Source organism: Ruegeria sp. BG6 (assembly GCF_056538465.1).
The window spans coordinates 254,748-269,474 of sequence record NZ_JBQFTB010000004.1 but is presented as its reverse complement, the minus strand read 5'-3'; the positions used below and the strand labels follow the sequence as shown (position 1 = coordinate 269,474).

Sequence of the window (14,727 nt, the reverse complement as noted above, 5' to 3'; positions counted from 1 at the left end):
GCATGATCACACCGGCCCAATCCGTCACGCAGTCTACGACTCAGCTGCCTACTGCGGCACAATCCCGGGCATCTGCCCTTACATCGGATTTTGAAACCTTCCTTTTGATGCTGACAGCACAGGCCCGCAATCAGGATCCTTTGGAGCCCCTGGATTCGTCTGAATACGCATCTCAGCTGGCGCAGTTTTCAATGGTTGAGCAACAGGTCCAGACCAATGATTTGCTGACCAGCCTTGCCATGGCGATGACAGGAGCCAATCCCGAGCAACTTGCCAACTGGGTCGGAATGGACATCCGGTCTGCTTCGGCGTTTCAGTTTGATGGCCAGCCTGTCACCCTGTTTGTCGAACAGGAACCGGCTGCGGACCAAACCGTGCTGGTCATCCAGAATGCCGAAGGCGTTATCCTCGACCGGATAACCCTGCCCGACACAGAAACCGAACTGGACTGGGCCGGGGTGGATCCGTCCGGCAATCCTCTGCCTTCGGGCAGCTATTCCGCTACATTGGAAAGCTACAAAAGCGGCGAGTTGATATCGCGCAAGCTGGCCTCGGCCTACACGCGCGTTGTCGAGGCTCAGGTCGCGGAAGGAACGGTTCTTTTGATTCTGGAAAGCGGTGCGGCGGTTTCCACCGGCGATGTCACCGGTATCCGAACCGGCGCTTGATCTGCCGGGCCGTACAGGCCAAAGGTTGGCAAAACCCGACTCGTTATTAATCCCGGTAAAGCCCCTGTCCCGTCCGCTTCATCCTCCGACCGACCTTGTCGATCACCTCTGCCGTCAGAAGCTGATCGCGACCGATGCACAGTTTGAGACGCTTTATGGTGGTCGCACCAATCAGGTGTGGAAGGTGCTGGGCGAGGAGTATGACAGGGTGCTCAAGCTATATCGCACGGCACTGCGAAACCCTCTGTTCCGCAACGACGCGGGTCTGGAAGCTGGTTGTCTGCAAGCGCTGGCGCATACCGGGTTCGTACCGCGCCTGCGTGGTTCGGGGCAGTACGGAACGGATCGATGGGTTTTTTATGACCACGCCCCCGGATCGCCCTGGCAATCCGGGCCGGAAGAGGTCGCATCGCTGCTGAACAGGTTGCATTCCCTGCCTCCGGCGGTCGAGGCCCCGGACGGTTGCAACGGCAGCGCCGATCTGGCCCGTCATGGCCAGCAAATCCTTGAAGCCTGCACGTCCGCAGACCGGTCCCGGCTTGAGGGTTTGAAGCCGGACCGGCCTGTCGCCTCGTTGCCCCATCGCTGCCTGATCCACGGGGACCCGGTTCCGGGCAATATCCTTGTTGCATCATCGGGCCTGACTCTGATCGACTGGCAATGCCCGGCTTTGGGGGATCCGTGCGAAGACCTTGCCCTGTTTCTGTCGCCCGCAATGCAGGTTCTGTATCGCGGAGCAGCTTTGACGCGGGATGAAGAAGACCGGTTCCTGTCAGCCTACCAAAACGCAGCGGTTACGGATCGGTACCGGAGCCTGCGCCGCTGGTACACGTGGCGCATGGCGGCCTATTGCCTGTGGCGCAAGGAAAATGGCGCACCGGATTACGCAAAAGGGTTCGAATTGGAACTGGCCGCGCTTTGATCCGTGCTCAGAGATCGTCCAGCGCGAGCAGCGCATAGGCGGGGGGCATCAGGGCGCGCCGCCAGGGCCCTAGTGGGAAACGACGCGGCAAGCGGGCCATTGGCGGCGGAAGATCGTCAGGCTGTCCCAGGACAAGCCGGGCCAAGGCGCGGCCGCTATAGGTCCCCATGGCGACCCCGTTGCCATGGTAGGCAAAGCCGGCGAACATCCCGGTCTGCCCGGGAACAGCCCCGACAAATGGAACCAGATCGCGGGCCAGGCACACCATTCCGGACCATGTGTGCGTTACGTCCACATCGGCCCAGCCCGGGAACATGCGCCTGAAATCCTGTTTCACTTTCCGGCGAATGGCCGCCTCGGCGCGGGCCGAGGACAGCAACCCGCCGCGCATTCCGAACAAAAACCGCCGGTCGGGCATCAGCCGGAAATAGTGCAACAGGTTCCGGCTATCGTATGACATCTGATCCGTGGTCCAGCCCTGCGCCTGCAACTCGGCTTCGGACATGGGTCGGGTGACCAGAACCGTCGACTGGGCGGGCATGTACCGGCCCGCCATCCAGGGCGGGATGTTTTCACTGGAATAGCCGTTGGTGCAGACCAGCACGTTATCCGCACGCAAGTTGCCGTTCGGTGTTTTGAGTTCGAAGCCACCGCGGGTCTTTTCTATGTTTGAAACCGGACTGGACTGAAAGAACTGTGCACCGGACGATCCGGCGGCTGCTGCCAGACCGAACAGGTATTTCCGGGGATTCAGGGCAAAACCAACGGGAGTTGTGTAACCGCCGTAAAACGGACCGCCGAACCCCAAGTGCAACAATTCTTCCCGGTCGTGCAAGACACCGGACGCGTCCGCCTTTTTGCGCAGTGCATCCATCGCGCGTTTTGAATGGGCAAGCTGTGTCTCACCACCCGAATGGGTATCGGCCTCAATGCCGTGGGCCGAGAGCAGGTCGGCAACAAGCGCCACGGCGTCCTGTTCGGCCTGTTCATAACGCTCGGCTGCGGGTTCCCCAAAACGGCGGGCCAATCCCTTTCGGGTCAGTTTCGATCCCCCCAGACAGCAAAACCCGCCATTGCGCCCCGAGGCGCCCCAACCGGGCGTTGCCGCTTCGAGCACGGCGACCGAAACGCCTTTCCGGGCCAGGTGCAAGGCGGCGGAAACACCTGTGAAGCCGCCCCCGATGATGGCGACGTCAACCTGCGACCCGCCAGGAAACGTGGGCCAGTCCGGTGCTGCGATGGTTTCGTCCCACCAGCACCCCTGCCGGGGGGCGGGGCCGTAGGTATAATCAGGAAACAGGCGCTTCATTCAGTGCGCGCCGCCGCCGTCTCGTCCTGACGTTGCCGTACCATGGCCCTCTTGGTCACCAGTGACGCGGTGATTACCCCGACCGTCACCGCCGCAATCATGAGCGTGGACAGCGCATTGATCTCAGGGCTGACGCCCAGCCTGACGGCCGAGAATATCTTGATCGGCAAGGTCGTGGCCGACGGCCCCGAGGTGAAAGATGCGATCACCAGATCGTCCAGTGACAGGGTGAAAGCCAGCAGCCAGCCGGAGATCACCGCAGGCGCGATGATCGGCAACGTGACCAGCCGGAACGCCTGCGCCGGAGAGCAGCCCAGATCAAGCGCTGCCTCTTCCAGAGACTGATCGAACGTCACCAGCCGCGAGGAGACCACGACCGAAACGAAGCACATCGAAAAGGTTGTGTGGGCCAGAACGATGGTCAGGATGCCCCGGTCCAGACCGATGCCGATGAACAGCAGCAGCAGGGACAGGCCGGTGATCACTTCGGGCATGACCAGCGGCGCGTAGATCATGCCGGAGAACAGCGTACGGCCAAAGAACCGCCCGCCGCGCACCAGCACATAAGCCGCCGCCGTGCCCAGAATGGTGGCCAGCGTTGATGAGAATACCGCAACCCGGATCGTGACCCAGGCGGCATCCAGAAATGCTTCGTTCTGGACCAGTTCCCCATACCATTTGGTCGAGAACCCGGCCCAGACCGTGACCAGTTTGCTTTCGTTGAAGCTGAAGATGATCAGGATGATCATCGGAATGTAAAGGAAAGCGAAGCCCAGTGTCAGGGAAACCGCGTTGAACCAGCTTAGCCTGTTCATTTCTCGGCCTCCGTCTGTTTCTGCTGATTGCGCTGGAACAGCACGATCGGAATGATCAGGATCAGCAGCAGAACCACCGCCACGGCGCTTGCCACAGGCCAGTCGCGGTTCGAGAAGAACTCTTCCCACAACACCTTGCCGATCATCAGCGTTCCGGATCCGCCCAGAAGCGACGGGATCACGAACTCGCCAATCACGGGGATCATCACAAGGAAGCATCCGGCGATGATGCCGGGCCGCGACAGCGGGATTGTCACCAGCCAGAACGCCTGCAGACGTGAACATCCCAGATCTTCTGCGGCTTCGATCAGCGATCCGTCCATCCGTTCCAGCGCCGAATAGACCGGCAGGATCATGAAGGGCAGATATGTATAGACGATGCCGATATAGACCGCCGTGTTGGTGTTCAGGATGGTCAGCGGGGTCGAGATGATCCCGGTCGACAGCAGAAACTGGTTCAGATAGCCTTCGTTGCTCAAGATGCCCATCCAGGCGTAGACCCGGATCAGGAACGAGGTCCAGAACGGCAGGATCACCAGCATCATCAGCGTCGGGCGCCATTCCTCGGGCGCGCGGGCCATGCCGTAGGCAATTGGGTAGCCCACGATCAACGTCAGAACGGTCGAGATCAGGGCGATTTTGACGCTGGACAGGTAAGCCTTCCAGTAAAGGTCATCCTCGGTCAGCCAGACGAAATTCTCCAGATCCAGTTCACTGAAGAAGGCCTTGATGCCGGCCCACCCTTCGGACAGGTCCAGCGTCGGCGTATAGGGCGGGATGGCAAGGGCCGTGTCCGACAGCGAAATCTTCAGGACAATGAAGAATGGCACCATGAACAGCGCCAGCAGCCAGACATAGGGAAGTGCGATCAGCAGGGCCCGGCGCATCAGCGATCCAGCAGAACCGCGGCGGTCGCTGTCCAGGACAGCCAGACCGGGTCTTCCCATGTGAAGGATCGGCGCGAGATGCGGCGCGTATTGGCCGTTTGCGCCTTGATGATCGTGCCGTTCGGCAGTTCCACGTGATAGGTGGACAGATTGCCCAGATAGGCAATGTCATGCACCTTGCCCTGCACCGCGTTGATCGCGTCGGCGGGGCGTTCGGCCGAAATTGTCACTTTTTCGGGGCGGATCGCCAGATGACAGGTCTGACCGTTTGAAAATCCGCTTCTTGACTGTGCCGTCAGCGGTGCCTGCCCTTCGGCCCAGTCGATCTTGTACGTCTCTTCGCCATTTGCGGTCGCCCGGCCCTCGATGATGTTCACATCCCCGATGAAGTCTGCCACGTAGACCGAGTTTGGCGTCTCGTATATCCGGTCGGGGGTGGCCACCTGCTTGAGCTGCCCCTGATCCATGACGGCGACGCGGCTGGCGACGGTCATGGCTTCTTCCTGGTCGTGTGTCACGATTACGAAAGTGGTGCCCGTCTTTTCCTGAATATCCATCAGTTCGAACTGCGTGTCCTGCCGCAGTTTCTTGTCCAGCGCGCCCAACGGCTCGTCCAGCAGCAACAGTTTGGGCGCTTTTGCCAGCGAGCGTGCAAGCGCGACCCGCTGCCGCTGACCACCCGAGATCTGATGCGGCTTGCGGCGGGCAAACTGCTCCAGCCGGGTCAGACGCAACATTTCTTCGACCCGGTTTTCTAGATCACGCTTTGGCATGTTGTCCCGACGCAGGCCAAAGGCGATGTTGTCCCAGATGCTCAGGTGAGGAAACAGGGCATAGGACTGGAACATCATGTTTACCGCCCTTTTGTTGGGCGGGATCGGATCGATGTCCTGACCGCCAAGCATGATGTGCCCTTCGGTCGGGGTTTCGAACCCCGCCAGCATCCGCATCATGGTGGTCTTGCCACATCCGGACGGCCCGAGCAGAGCAAAGAACTCCTTTTCGAAGATATCCAGAGACAGATTGTCGATGGCGGTAAAGGCCCCAAAACGTTTGGTCACGTTCTGAAACTGGATCAGCGGTTTCGCCTGTGGGTCATCCCATGGCGCAAAGACGTCAGAAGTCACTGTGGCCCCCGTGTTGCCGGACTGGAAACAGGCGCAGGGCAGCCAAGGCCGCCCTGCGCCGATAAATCGGTCAGGTGCCCGATTTGATCTTGGTCCAAAGACGAGTCACAACCCGCTGGGTCTTCGACGGATAGGGTGTCGTGATGTACAGGTTCTGCATGGTCGCCTCATCCGGATAGATCGCCGGATCACCGATCACGTCTTCCTCGAGGAACTCCTGTGACGCCTTGTTGCCGTTGGCGTAGTAGACATAGTTCGAGGCGGCGGCCATGTTGTTGGCATCCAGAATGAAGTTCAGGAACTTGTGCGCGCCTTCCGGGTTCGGGGCATCCGCAGGAACCGCCATCTGGTCGAACCACATCAGCGAACCTTCGGCAAACGGGTGGTATTCGATTTCCACACCGTTTTCGGCCTCAGCCGCGCGATCCCGCGCCTGCAGGATGTCGCCTGACCATCCAACGGCCACACAGATGTCACCGTTTGCCAGCGCGTTGATGTACTCGGAGCTGTGGAATTTCTGAATATACGGACGTACACCCATCAGAACTTCCTCGGTCTTGCCGATTACGTCCTTGTCGTGGCTGTCCGGGTCCTCACCGATATACTGCAGCGCCATCGGAATGATTTCGGCAGGTGCATCCAGGAAGTGCACGCCGCATGAGGCCAGCTTCTCCATGTTCTCCGGCTTGAGAACCAGATCCATACTGTTCAGGGCAACGTCCTCGCCCAGCACTTCTTTGACCTTGCCGACATTCACGCCGATACCTGTGGTGCCCCACATATAGTTGATCGAATAGGCATTGTCCGGGTCATACCCTGCGGTACGGTTCTGAATGACATCCCAAAGGTTGCCCGCGTTGGACAGCTTTGAAGTATCCAGCTTCTGGAACGCGCCGGCCTGGATCTGACGCTGAAGGAATGTGCCGGATGGCACCACCACGTCATAGCCCGAGCCGCCCGCCAACATTTTGGTTTCCAAAACCTCGTTGCTGTCGAACACGTCATAGATCAGGGTCAGGCCCGTTTCTTCCTCGAACTTATTCAACAGTTCTTCGTCGATATAGTCTGACCAGTTGTAGACACGCACCTCTTCGGCAAATGCTGCCGAAGTCCCCAGTGCGACCACCGCTGTCAGTGTCAGCGTTTTGATGTTCATTTTCTTCTCCCTGCTTATTCACGCGTATTTTCACTTTTTTTGAGATTTGATCAAGTTTTGTGTTTTCTTGCAAGACCGACTAAGATTCATCCCGAACCAAAAGCTGCTGGTTCAGGTCCAGACAAACAGGGTGAAGCAATTGGATTTGATCAAAAATAAGCCATCCGGAACTTCGGCGGACAATGAAAAAAGCCCGGCACATGCGCAGGTCTATCACAGGCTGAAGTCGCAGATCCTGTTCGGTGAACTGGTCCCCGGTCAACCGGTGACGATCCAGGGTTTGACCGAATCTCTCGGTGTCGGCATGACCCCGGTGCGCGAGGCAATCCGCCGGCTGATCTCGGACGGTGCGCTGGTGTTTCAGGGCAACCGCCGTGTCAGCGTGCCTCTCTTGTCGAACGAGGATGTCGAGCAGGTGATATTCGCCAGAATATCAATAGAATCAGAGCTTTCCCGCCGTGCTGCGGCGCGTATTAGCCCTGCGGACATTGATCGGCTGGAAGAGATCGACCAGCGGCTGGACCGCACCATCGCGGATGGTGATGTCAGTGGATACCTGCGTCTGAACCATGAATTTCACGAGACGCTTTATTCCCATGCAGACGCCCCGATTCTCAGCGATCTGGCCGAGCGTTTGTGGTTGCGATTCGGCCCGTCCCTGCGGGTTGTCTGTGGTCGTTTCGGTACACAGAGCCTGCCCGACCGGCACAAAGACATTATTGGCGCGCTTCGCCGTGGGGATGCGGAAAGTGCCGGAAAGGCGGCCGCGCAGGACATCGAGCAAGGCATGGCACTGATGGCTGACACGCTGACTGACGCATAATGTGAAGTGATTCGATTGACAGCGTAGAATTTGATCATATTGTGTGACGCAACCATCGTTGCAGGGGATTCTCGGATGTCCATCATAACCAATCACATGCCCACCGCCGAACTTCAGGCCCTGGATGCGGCCCATCACATACACCCGTTTTCCGCAAACGGCTCTCTCGGAAAGGAAGGGGCCCGCGTCATCACCCGCGCCAGCGGCGTTTACCTGACTGACAGCGAAGGCGAAGAGATTCTTGACGCCATGGCCGGACTGTGGTGCGTCAATATCGGCTATGGCCGTGATGAACTGGCCGACGTGGCCGCGCGTCAGATGCGTGAACTGCCCTATTACAACACCTTCTTCAAAACGACCCACGTGCCCGCCATTGCACTGGCCGCCAAGATCGCCGAACTGGCCCCGGGCGACCTGAACCACGTCTTCTTCGCCGCCGGCGGGTCCGAGGCCAACGATACCAATATCCGCCTCGTGCGGACCTATTGGGCCGAAAAAGGCCAGCCCGACAAGAACATCATCATCAGCCGCCACAACGCCTATCACGGCTCGTCTGTGGGTTCGGCTTCGCTGGGCGGTATGGCAGGCATGCATGCGCAGGGCGGCATCCCGATCCCGAACATCCACCACATCAACCAGCCCAACTGGTGGGCCGAAGGCGGCGACATGTCGCCGGAGGAGTTCGGCCTGGCCCGCGCGCGAGAGCTGGAAGAAGCCATTCAGGAACTGGGCGAAGATCGGGTCGCGGCCTTTATTGCCGAACCGGTTCAGGGTGCAGGCGGCGTTATCGTCGCGCCCGACACATACTGGCCCGAGATCCAGAGGATTTGCGACAAATACGATATCCTGCTTATCGCCGATGAGGTGATCTGCGGTTTTGGCAGAACTGGAAACTGGTTCGGATCGCAAACCGTTGGCATCAAACCGCATATCATGACCATCGCCAAGGGCCTCAGCTCGGGCTATGCGCCAATCGGCGGCTCGATTGTGAACGATGAGATTGCCGAGGTCATCGGCGGCACTGAATTCAACCACGGCTACACCTACTCTGGTCATCCGGTCGCCGCGGCCGTCGCGCTGGAAAACCTGCGTATTCTCGAAGAGGAAAAGATCGTCGAGCATGTCCGCGATGTGGCCGCGCCTTATCTGAAGGAAAAGTGGGAGGCTCTGGCCGATCACCCATTGGTGGGTGAGGCGAAGATCGTCGGCATGATGGCATCGATCGCGCTGACCCCGGACAAGGCCAGCCGTGCCAAGTTCGCGTCCGAACCGGGCACGATCGGGTATATCTGCCGGGACCGCTGCTTTGCCAACAATTTGATTATGCGCCACGTGGGTGACCGCATGATCATCTCGCCGCCGCTGATCCTGACCCCGGCGGAAATCGATGAGATGTTCGTGCGCATCTACAAGTCATTGGATGAGGCGCAGGCCGAGATCATCAAGCAGGGGCTGATGAAGGCGGCATCCTGACGCCATTGCGCCGCGCCGCGTGATTGGGCCCCGAAATCCTGACAGGATTTCGGGGTCGTTTTCTTTCAGGAAAGCTGAGAATTTCGGGCAAGCCTAAACCAGAGCGGCCGGTCAGGGTTATTTCAAAATTAACACGCGCCGCATATTGCCACGTCTCACCCGGACCGGCACTGTCATCGGGATGACCCGCGATGAATTCAACACCTTCTGCGCCTCGCTCACAGCCACCAGACATGTGGTGCAGTGGGGCAACGCGGATGTGTGGAAAGTGGGCGGCAAGGTGTTTGCGATCTGCGGCTGGAACGAAGGGCGCGATGCGTTCACCTTCAAGGCTACCGATCTGGCTTTCGAGGTGCTGGGCGACGAACCCGGCATCCGCCCCGCGCCCTATCTGGCGTCGCGCGGGATGAAATGGCTGCAGGTCTATGAGCCGCGCGGAATGAGCGATGCCTCGCTGCGCGAGCATATCGTCACCTCATACGAAATGGTCGTGGCCAAGCTGACCAAGAAGGTAAGGGCGGAGTTGGGGCTGCAGGGTCGATGACCCATCCGGCCCGCCGACCGATCAGGACAGCTGGGCCCCGGCGCAGTCTCGAAAGATCCGAACTTGCGGTGCCGCGCCGGCCAATGGAAACTCGGTCAGCTTGTCCTGCGTAAATGCATAGGCGGTCTGATTGTATTCCAACCCATCCAGAACATTGCCAAACCCGGTATCCGTGACGGTCAGAGATTCGGCGTTTTCGGACAAAACATGGCGCGGCGTCGCGATTTCGATCGGGTTCGGTCCGTCAAAGCGCATGGCGAACCACGGCGCCTGCGTCCAACCCTCGGTCTTGCGGGTGATGGTCAGCGTATAAAGCGGTTGCGCCGGGTCATAGGTCAGAAAGATTTCGGCCGTGCTCGTGTCATGCGACAAGGTGCAAATCGACCCGACCGTGGCTTCCCAGGCGGAGGCTGGCGTGGCTAAGAGAAGAGACAAAAAAACAAAGCGCATCCTTTGGTAACTAGCCGCTGACCGCGTTGAGGCAAGTGTGACTATCCCTTCATCGCGTTCAGCAGGTCCAGCAACCGTTTCCGATCATCGTCATCCGCATAGTCGCCGGTGGCCAGACGTTCCGCGATGCTCAGGCGCAAACGTTCCCGCTGGGTGCGTACCTCTTCGCCAGCGGTTTCGGCCAGCGTCTTCATGATCACCGCCACTGCCTGTTGCCGCTTGGTGGTGGGGTTGGCGATATAGTCGACAAGGCTCTGCTGCCCGGAATCTAGGATGTTTTCGGCCAGAGCCCTCAACTGATCGCCATTCGGCAGCAGCGGGGCGGGGGTGCCCCCGGGCGGCAGGATTTCCGGCACGCTACGCGGGGTCTCGGCCAGAGCATTTGCGCCGTCGACAAAGGCCTCAGTAATCATCCGGGTGATCCTGATCGCGCGCGGGTCCTTGAACAGGGCTGAGGCGATGGCCACGCCGTAATCGGTATAGACCCACGGATTGACCCGCCGCCCACCGCGGCCCATTGGTTTTGAAATCACATTCCGTGATTGCAAATCGGCGACCTCGGCATCGGTCAGCTGAAAGCGATAACCCTCGAACAGGTCCTTGTTGCGCGACACGGCTTGGTTGAAGGCGCTGACGGACTTTCCGTAGAACTGTGCCAGATCCTCGGCCAGCACCACACGGGCACCGCGTACCCGGTGAATGGCGCTTTGGACCTCGTGCGTGCTGGGCAGGGTGTTCGGGTTCGACATGGCAACCGTCTGGAATCACAATTTGTGATTTCAAAAGTGAAGCAGCGGGCGCTGGGCTGCAACCTTGAAGTGTCAGCCGCCCGAATACGGTCAGGCGTAAAGTTGAAAACGCCCACATATCCCTCGTGTTAATGCGAGATTTCGCGCTGTCGTGCTAGGGTGCGCCCGGCGAGGCCGCTCCGGCCCCGCCACATGGCAATTTCGCCAGACGAGGGAGGAAAGTGATGTTTGCGCGAATTACTCAATACAAAATGAAGCCCGGCACGCGGGAAGCGGCGACGGCGAAGATGAGTGCATTGAAGTCAGAAATCATGGGTATGCCCGGGATGCACTGCTTTACCAACGTGATGAACGAGGACGGTTCGGGCTATGTGATCTCGGTCGTCGAGAGCGAGGCGACCTCGAACGCAAACGCGCCCAAAGTGGCCGAACTGTGGGGCCATTTCGCCGAGTTTATGGAAGGCCCGCCCTCACCGGTGGGATACGATGTGATTGCGCATTGGGACAAGGGGTAAAGGTTTGGGCGGGGTTACCCGCCCTTCTATTTTGTCGGAGAGAACGGCGCTTTGGACCTCATGCGTGCTGGGCAGGGCGTTTGGGTTCGTCATGGTAACCGTTTGGAATCACAATTTGTGATTTCAAACGTGGATAAGGGGGTGAGTGGCAAAGTTGAATTGGTGTGGAACGCAGCGGAGGTGCCCTGTAGGATGTTTGCTAGCGCAGGAAGCTACCAAGTCAGATATCCTGCCATTAATTGAACCAACTCGTTGGGTTATTGGGTAGTAATGTACTTAGTGCTTATAGAATACTATAGCTGCCTGTGAGCGCGCCTGAATGGAGGCGACGTTGGGACGGTTGTGATTTTCGCGGTGACAGGGCTGACAGCTTTGTACCGCTCAGAACGCAAGCGCATAGACTGGGTAGGTCATTTGACCGAATCCAACAAAGCTTTGTCTTGTTGTCAAAAGAGGACTCAGTTCAATCTTGCTAGGCTAGCGTGCATGAGGGTCCACAATTGCTGGCAATGCCCTCTCTTCGTGGTTAGGAAAACCACAATGCTGCTCCGTTACCTTCGGACCATTCGCCCAAGATGGCTAGTCGCAAAAGTGCAAGCCAACATCAAAAACCATTATAATAATCAAGCTTTTGTAAACCGTGTTTGCCAAGCAGAGTCTGCAATAAGGTATATAGTTGACCAAAGGTTTGCGCTTGATGCATTTGGCTTTTTTTCAGAGCCGGTCGCAAACTATGTCATTGCTACAGACCTCTATGCCCTCCATCTTGATTGGCGCGGATTGAATTCAAGCGATCTAGCAATATGTGCGATGCTGCTTAGAAGTCGTATTGAAGCGTTAGAGGCCGGTCTAGGTCAGTTTAACGAAGAAGAATCTAGTTTTGTTGCCAGTCGAATGGCGCGTTGGAAATCCAGCTTGCGCGCGTTTGAAACGCGATTGGAAGAAAGATTCTATACTAATTTCGCAACTGCTTGATGATTTAAGGGGGGGCTAACTCTGTCGCTCGACGGATACAGCACGCGTGCGGCAAATTGAAAGATGAAGAGGCTGAGTTTCCACATTCGACTACCGCTTCCGCCTCTTCACATTCCCACCCCGCTGCCCCGGCCTGCCAGCCGTTGACCGTCCGCGTGATTTCACGGCGTCTTCGGATGCTTTCTCGACCGCCCATTGGCGCGCCATGGGGTCGTCGGCGATGGCCAGGTCGACCGCTTCCAGACGTTTGATCTCATCCCGGATGTTGGCGGCCTCTTCGAATTCCAGGTTCTCGGCGGCTTTGCGCATCTGGTCGCGCAGACCGTCCAGATGGGCCTCGAGGTTCGCGCCGTGCATCGGTTTGTCGATCGTGGCGGTGACGCGGTTCATGTCGACGTCGCCTTCGTAGAGACCGGCCAGAACGTCCTCGACATTCTTCTTCACGGTCTCGGGCGTGATGCCGTGTTCCTGATTATAGGCAAGCTGCTTGGCGCGGCGGCGGTTGGTTTCGCCCAAGGCGCGCTCCATGGAACCGGTGATCTTGTCGGCATACATGATCACGCGGCCATCGGCGTTCCGCGCGGCGCGGCCGATGGTCTGGATCAGCGAGGTTTCCGAGCGCAGGAACCCCTCTTTGTCTGCATCCAGAATGGCGACCAGTCCGCATTCGGGGATGTCGAGCCCCTCGCGCAGCAGGTTGATGCCGACCAGTACGTCAAAGGCCCCCAGCCGCAAGTCGCGCAGGATTTCGATCCGTTCCAGCGTGTCGATATCCGAGTGCATGTAGCGGACCTTGATGCCCTGTTCGTGCAGGTATTCGGTCAGGTCCTCGGCCATGCGTTTGGTCAGGGTGGTGACCAGCGTGCGGTAGCCATTGGCGGCGACCTTGCGTACCTCGTCCAGCAGGTCATCGACCTGCATCGAGACGGGGCGGATTTCGACCTCGGGGTCCAGCAGGCCGGTGGGGCGGATCACCTGTTCGGTGAAGACGCCGCCGGTCTGTTCGATCTCCCACTTCGCCGGAGTGGCCGAGACGAAGACGGATTGCGGGCGCATGGCGTCCCATTCCTCGAACTTGAGGGGTCGGTTGTCCATGCAGGACGGCAGGCGGAACCCGTGTTCGGCCAGCGTGAACTTGCGCCGATAGTCGCCCCGGTACATGCCGCCGATCTGCGGCACGCTGACGTGGCTTTCATCGGCGAAGACGATGGCATTGTCAGGGATGAATTCGAACAGGGTTGGGGGAGGCTCGCCCGGTGCGCGACCCGTCAAGTAACGTGAGTAGTTCTCGATCCCGTTGCAGACGCCCGTGGCCTCGAGCATCTCAAGGTCAAAGTTGGTGCGCTGTTCCAACCGTTGCGCCTCCAGCAGTTTGCCTTCGCCGACGAGTTGGTCCAGACGGATACGCAGTTCTTTTTTAATCCCGATGATCGCCTGCTGCATTGTCGGCTTGGGCGTCACGTAGTGGGAATTCGCATAGACCCGTACCTGTTCCATCGACGCGGCGCGTTCACCGGTCAGGGGGTCGAATTCGGTGATCTGTTCCAGTTCCTCACCGAAGAACGAGAGCTTCCACGCGCGATCCTCAAGGTGGGCAGGCCAGATTTCCAGACTGTCGCCGCGCACCCGGAACGACCCGCGCTGAAACGCCTGATCGTTGCGCCGGTATTGCTGGGCCACCAGATCGGCCATCACCTGCCGCTGGTCGTATTCGTTGCCGACCTTCAGGTCCTGCGTCATCGCCCCGTAGGTCTCAACGGACCCGATACCGTAGATGCAGGAGACCGAGGCGACGATGATCACGTCATCGCGTTCCAGCAAGGCCCTGGTGGCCGAGTGGCGCATCCGGTCGATCTGTTCGTTGATCTGCGATTCTTTCTCAATATAGGTGTCCGACCGCGGCACATAGGCCTCGGGCTGGTAATAGTCGTAGTAGGACACGAAATACTCGACCGAGTTTTCGGGAAAGAACCCTTTGAACTCTCCATAAAGCTGCGCCGCCAGCGTCTTGTTCGGCGCAAGAATGATGGCAGGGCGTTGGGTTTCCTCGATGACCTTGGCCATGGTGAAAGTCTTGCCCGTCCCGGTCGCACCCAACAACACCTGATCGCGTTCGCCGTCCAGAACACCCCCGGCCAGTTCCTTGATGGCCGTGGGCTGGTCACCCGCCGGCGCAAATTCGGTGTGCATGACAAACTGCTTGCCGCCCTCGAGTTTCAGGCGCGCGCGAACGTCCTCTGCGGTCAGTTGGGTCTTGTCGGAATGGGCATAGGGCATAGGCAGGCTCCGGGTCAGGCCCCTACATTTGTTCTTA

General features: G+C 58.9%; 15 protein-coding genes. 7 read left to right on the top strand and 8 right to left on the bottom strand.

All coding sequences use genetic code 11. The annotated features are described in order from the left end of the window. The first annotated feature begins 2 nt into the window (after positions 1-2). Both ACR0JW_RS10525 and ACR0JW_RS10520 read left to right on the top strand, forming a co-directional pair. A complete protein-coding gene (locus ACR0JW_RS10525; protein WP_170679335.1) occupies positions 3-668 on the top strand; it encodes a flagellar hook capping FlgD N-terminal domain-containing protein in 666 nt (221 codons plus the stop codon). Continuing rightward, positions 640-1,590, top strand: coding sequence for an aminoglycoside phosphotransferase family protein (locus tag ACR0JW_RS10520; RefSeq protein ID WP_170679337.1), 951 nt, complete (start codon positions 640-642; stop codon positions 1,588-1,590). Before ACR0JW_RS10525 ends, ACR0JW_RS10520 begins: the two co-directional genes overlap by 29 nt. A gap of 7 nt (positions 1,591-1,597) precedes the next feature. On the opposite strand, the gene ACR0JW_RS10515 is transcribed toward ACR0JW_RS10520, so the two are convergent. From ACR0JW_RS10515 to ACR0JW_RS10495, 5 genes are all read right to left on the bottom strand, one after another. Next, a complete protein-coding gene (locus ACR0JW_RS10515) occupies positions 1,598-2,899 on the bottom strand; it encodes an NAD(P)/FAD-dependent oxidoreductase (RefSeq protein WP_170679338.1) in 1,302 nt (433 codons plus the stop codon). Then, positions 2,896-3,714 carry an ABC transporter permease gene (locus ACR0JW_RS10510; protein ID WP_170614186.1) on the bottom strand — a complete coding sequence of 273 codons (819 nt, stop codon included), beginning with the start codon at positions 3,712-3,714 and terminating at the stop codon, positions 2,896-2,898. Before ACR0JW_RS10510 ends, ACR0JW_RS10515 begins: the two co-directional genes overlap by 4 nt. Beyond that, positions 3,711-4,601 (bottom strand): ABC transporter permease subunit, encoded by an 891-nt coding sequence (locus ACR0JW_RS10505; protein ID WP_170679760.1) that lies wholly within the window; start codon positions 4,599-4,601, stop codon positions 3,711-3,713. Before ACR0JW_RS10505 ends, ACR0JW_RS10510 begins: the two co-directional genes overlap by 4 nt. After that, entirely contained in the window at positions 4,601-5,728 is a 1,128-nt protein-coding gene (locus ACR0JW_RS10500) for an ABC transporter ATP-binding protein (RefSeq protein WP_170614188.1), read from the bottom strand. Before ACR0JW_RS10500 ends, ACR0JW_RS10505 begins: the two co-directional genes overlap by 1 nt. A gap of 70 nt (positions 5,729-5,798) precedes the next feature. Continuing rightward, entirely contained in the window at positions 5,799-6,884 is a 1,086-nt protein-coding gene (locus ACR0JW_RS10495; protein ID WP_170679340.1) for a polyamine ABC transporter substrate-binding protein, read from the bottom strand. Between the two features lie 139 nt (positions 6,885-7,023). On the opposite strand from ACR0JW_RS10495, the gene ACR0JW_RS10490 reads away from it, so the two are divergent. The 3 genes from ACR0JW_RS10490 to ACR0JW_RS10480 all read left to right on the top strand — a co-directional run bounded on the left by ACR0JW_RS10490 (position 7,024) and on the right by ACR0JW_RS10480 (position 9,724). Further along, a complete protein-coding gene (locus tag ACR0JW_RS10490; protein WP_170679342.1) occupies positions 7,024-7,707 on the top strand; it encodes a GntR family transcriptional regulator in 684 nt (227 codons plus the stop codon). Positions 7,708-7,782: 75 nt separating this feature from the next. Then, on the top strand, positions 7,783-9,180 hold the full coding sequence (locus ACR0JW_RS10485) for an aspartate aminotransferase family protein (RefSeq protein ID WP_170679344.1): 1,398 nt from the start codon (positions 7,783-7,785) through the stop codon (positions 9,178-9,180). A 181-nt stretch (positions 9,181-9,361) separates the two neighbouring features. Continuing rightward, positions 9,362-9,724, top strand: a complete 363-nt coding sequence (locus tag ACR0JW_RS10480; RefSeq protein WP_170679762.1) for an MmcQ/YjbR family DNA-binding protein — start codon at positions 9,362-9,364, stop codon at positions 9,722-9,724. Between the two features lie 21 nt (positions 9,725-9,745). Here ACR0JW_RS10480 and ACR0JW_RS10475 read toward each other — a convergent pair whose 3' ends face one another. Both ACR0JW_RS10475 and ACR0JW_RS10470 read right to left on the bottom strand, forming a co-directional pair. Further along, complete coding sequence (locus ACR0JW_RS10475) at positions 9,746-10,174, bottom strand: hypothetical protein (RefSeq protein ID WP_170679346.1); 429 nt, start codon at positions 10,172-10,174, stop codon at positions 9,746-9,748. A gap of 41 nt (positions 10,175-10,215) precedes the next feature. Next, a complete protein-coding gene (locus ACR0JW_RS10470; RefSeq protein ID WP_170679348.1) occupies positions 10,216-10,923 on the bottom strand; it encodes an ORF6N domain-containing protein in 708 nt (235 codons plus the stop codon). A 224-nt stretch (positions 10,924-11,147) separates the two neighbouring features. Here ACR0JW_RS10470 and ACR0JW_RS10465 point away from each other — a divergent pair, with 224 nt between their 5' ends. Then, complete coding sequence (locus ACR0JW_RS10465) at positions 11,148-11,438, top strand: hypothetical protein (protein WP_170679349.1); 291 nt, start codon at positions 11,148-11,150, stop codon at positions 11,436-11,438. Between the two features lie 540 nt (positions 11,439-11,978). Beyond that, positions 11,979-12,413 carry a hypothetical protein gene (locus tag ACR0JW_RS10460; RefSeq protein ID WP_170679351.1) on the top strand — a complete coding sequence of 145 codons (435 nt, stop codon included), beginning with the start codon at positions 11,979-11,981 and terminating at the stop codon, positions 12,411-12,413. Between the two features lie 90 nt (positions 12,414-12,503). On the opposite strand, the gene uvrB is transcribed toward ACR0JW_RS10460, so the two are convergent. Further along, positions 12,504-14,690 (bottom strand): excinuclease ABC subunit UvrB, encoded by a 2,187-nt coding sequence (gene uvrB / locus ACR0JW_RS10455; RefSeq protein ID WP_480713877.1) that lies wholly within the window; start codon positions 14,688-14,690, stop codon positions 12,504-12,506. Between the last annotated feature and the right edge of the window lie 37 nt (positions 14,691-14,727).

Excerpts from the sequence above, each read along its gene's own strand:
- ACR0JW_RS10525 (WP_170679335.1), top strand. The coding sequence starts at position 3 with ATGATCACACCGGCCCAATCCGTCACGCAGTCTACGACTCAGCTGCCT.
- ACR0JW_RS10520 (WP_170679337.1), top strand. The coding sequence starts at position 640 with ATGTCACCGGTATCCGAACCGGCGCTTGATCTGCCGGGCCGTACAGGC.
- ACR0JW_RS10515 (WP_170679338.1), bottom strand. The coding sequence starts at position 2,899 with ATGAAGCGCCTGTTTCCTGATTATACCTACGGCCCCGCCCCCCGGCAG.
- ACR0JW_RS10510 (WP_170614186.1), bottom strand. The coding sequence starts at position 3,714 with ATGAACAGGCTAAGCTGGTTCAACGCGGTTTCCCTGACACTGGGCTTC.
- ACR0JW_RS10505 (WP_170679760.1), bottom strand. The coding sequence starts at position 4,601 with ATGCGCCGGGCCCTGCTGATCGCACTTCCCTATGTCTGGCTGCTGGCG.
- ACR0JW_RS10495 (WP_170679340.1), bottom strand. The coding sequence starts at position 6,884 with ATGAACATCAAAACGCTGACACTGACAGCGGTGGTCGCACTGGGGACT.
- ACR0JW_RS10485 (WP_170679344.1), top strand. The coding sequence starts at position 7,783 with ATGTCCATCATAACCAATCACATGCCCACCGCCGAACTTCAGGCCCTG.
- ACR0JW_RS10480 (WP_170679762.1), top strand. The coding sequence starts at position 9,362 with ATGACCCGCGATGAATTCAACACCTTCTGCGCCTCGCTCACAGCCACC.
- ACR0JW_RS10475 (WP_170679346.1), bottom strand. The coding sequence starts at position 10,174 with ATGCGCTTTGTTTTTTTGTCTCTTCTCTTAGCCACGCCAGCCTCCGCC.
- ACR0JW_RS10470 (WP_170679348.1), bottom strand. The coding sequence starts at position 10,923 with ATGTCGAACCCGAACACCCTGCCCAGCACGCACGAGGTCCAAAGCGCC.
- ACR0JW_RS10465 (WP_170679349.1), top strand. The coding sequence starts at position 11,148 with ATGTTTGCGCGAATTACTCAATACAAAATGAAGCCCGGCACGCGGGAA.
- ACR0JW_RS10460 (WP_170679351.1), top strand. The coding sequence starts at position 11,979 with ATGCTGCTCCGTTACCTTCGGACCATTCGCCCAAGATGGCTAGTCGCA.
- uvrB (WP_480713877.1), bottom strand. The coding sequence starts at position 14,690 with ATGCCCTATGCCCATTCCGACAAGACCCAACTGACCGCAGAGGACGTT.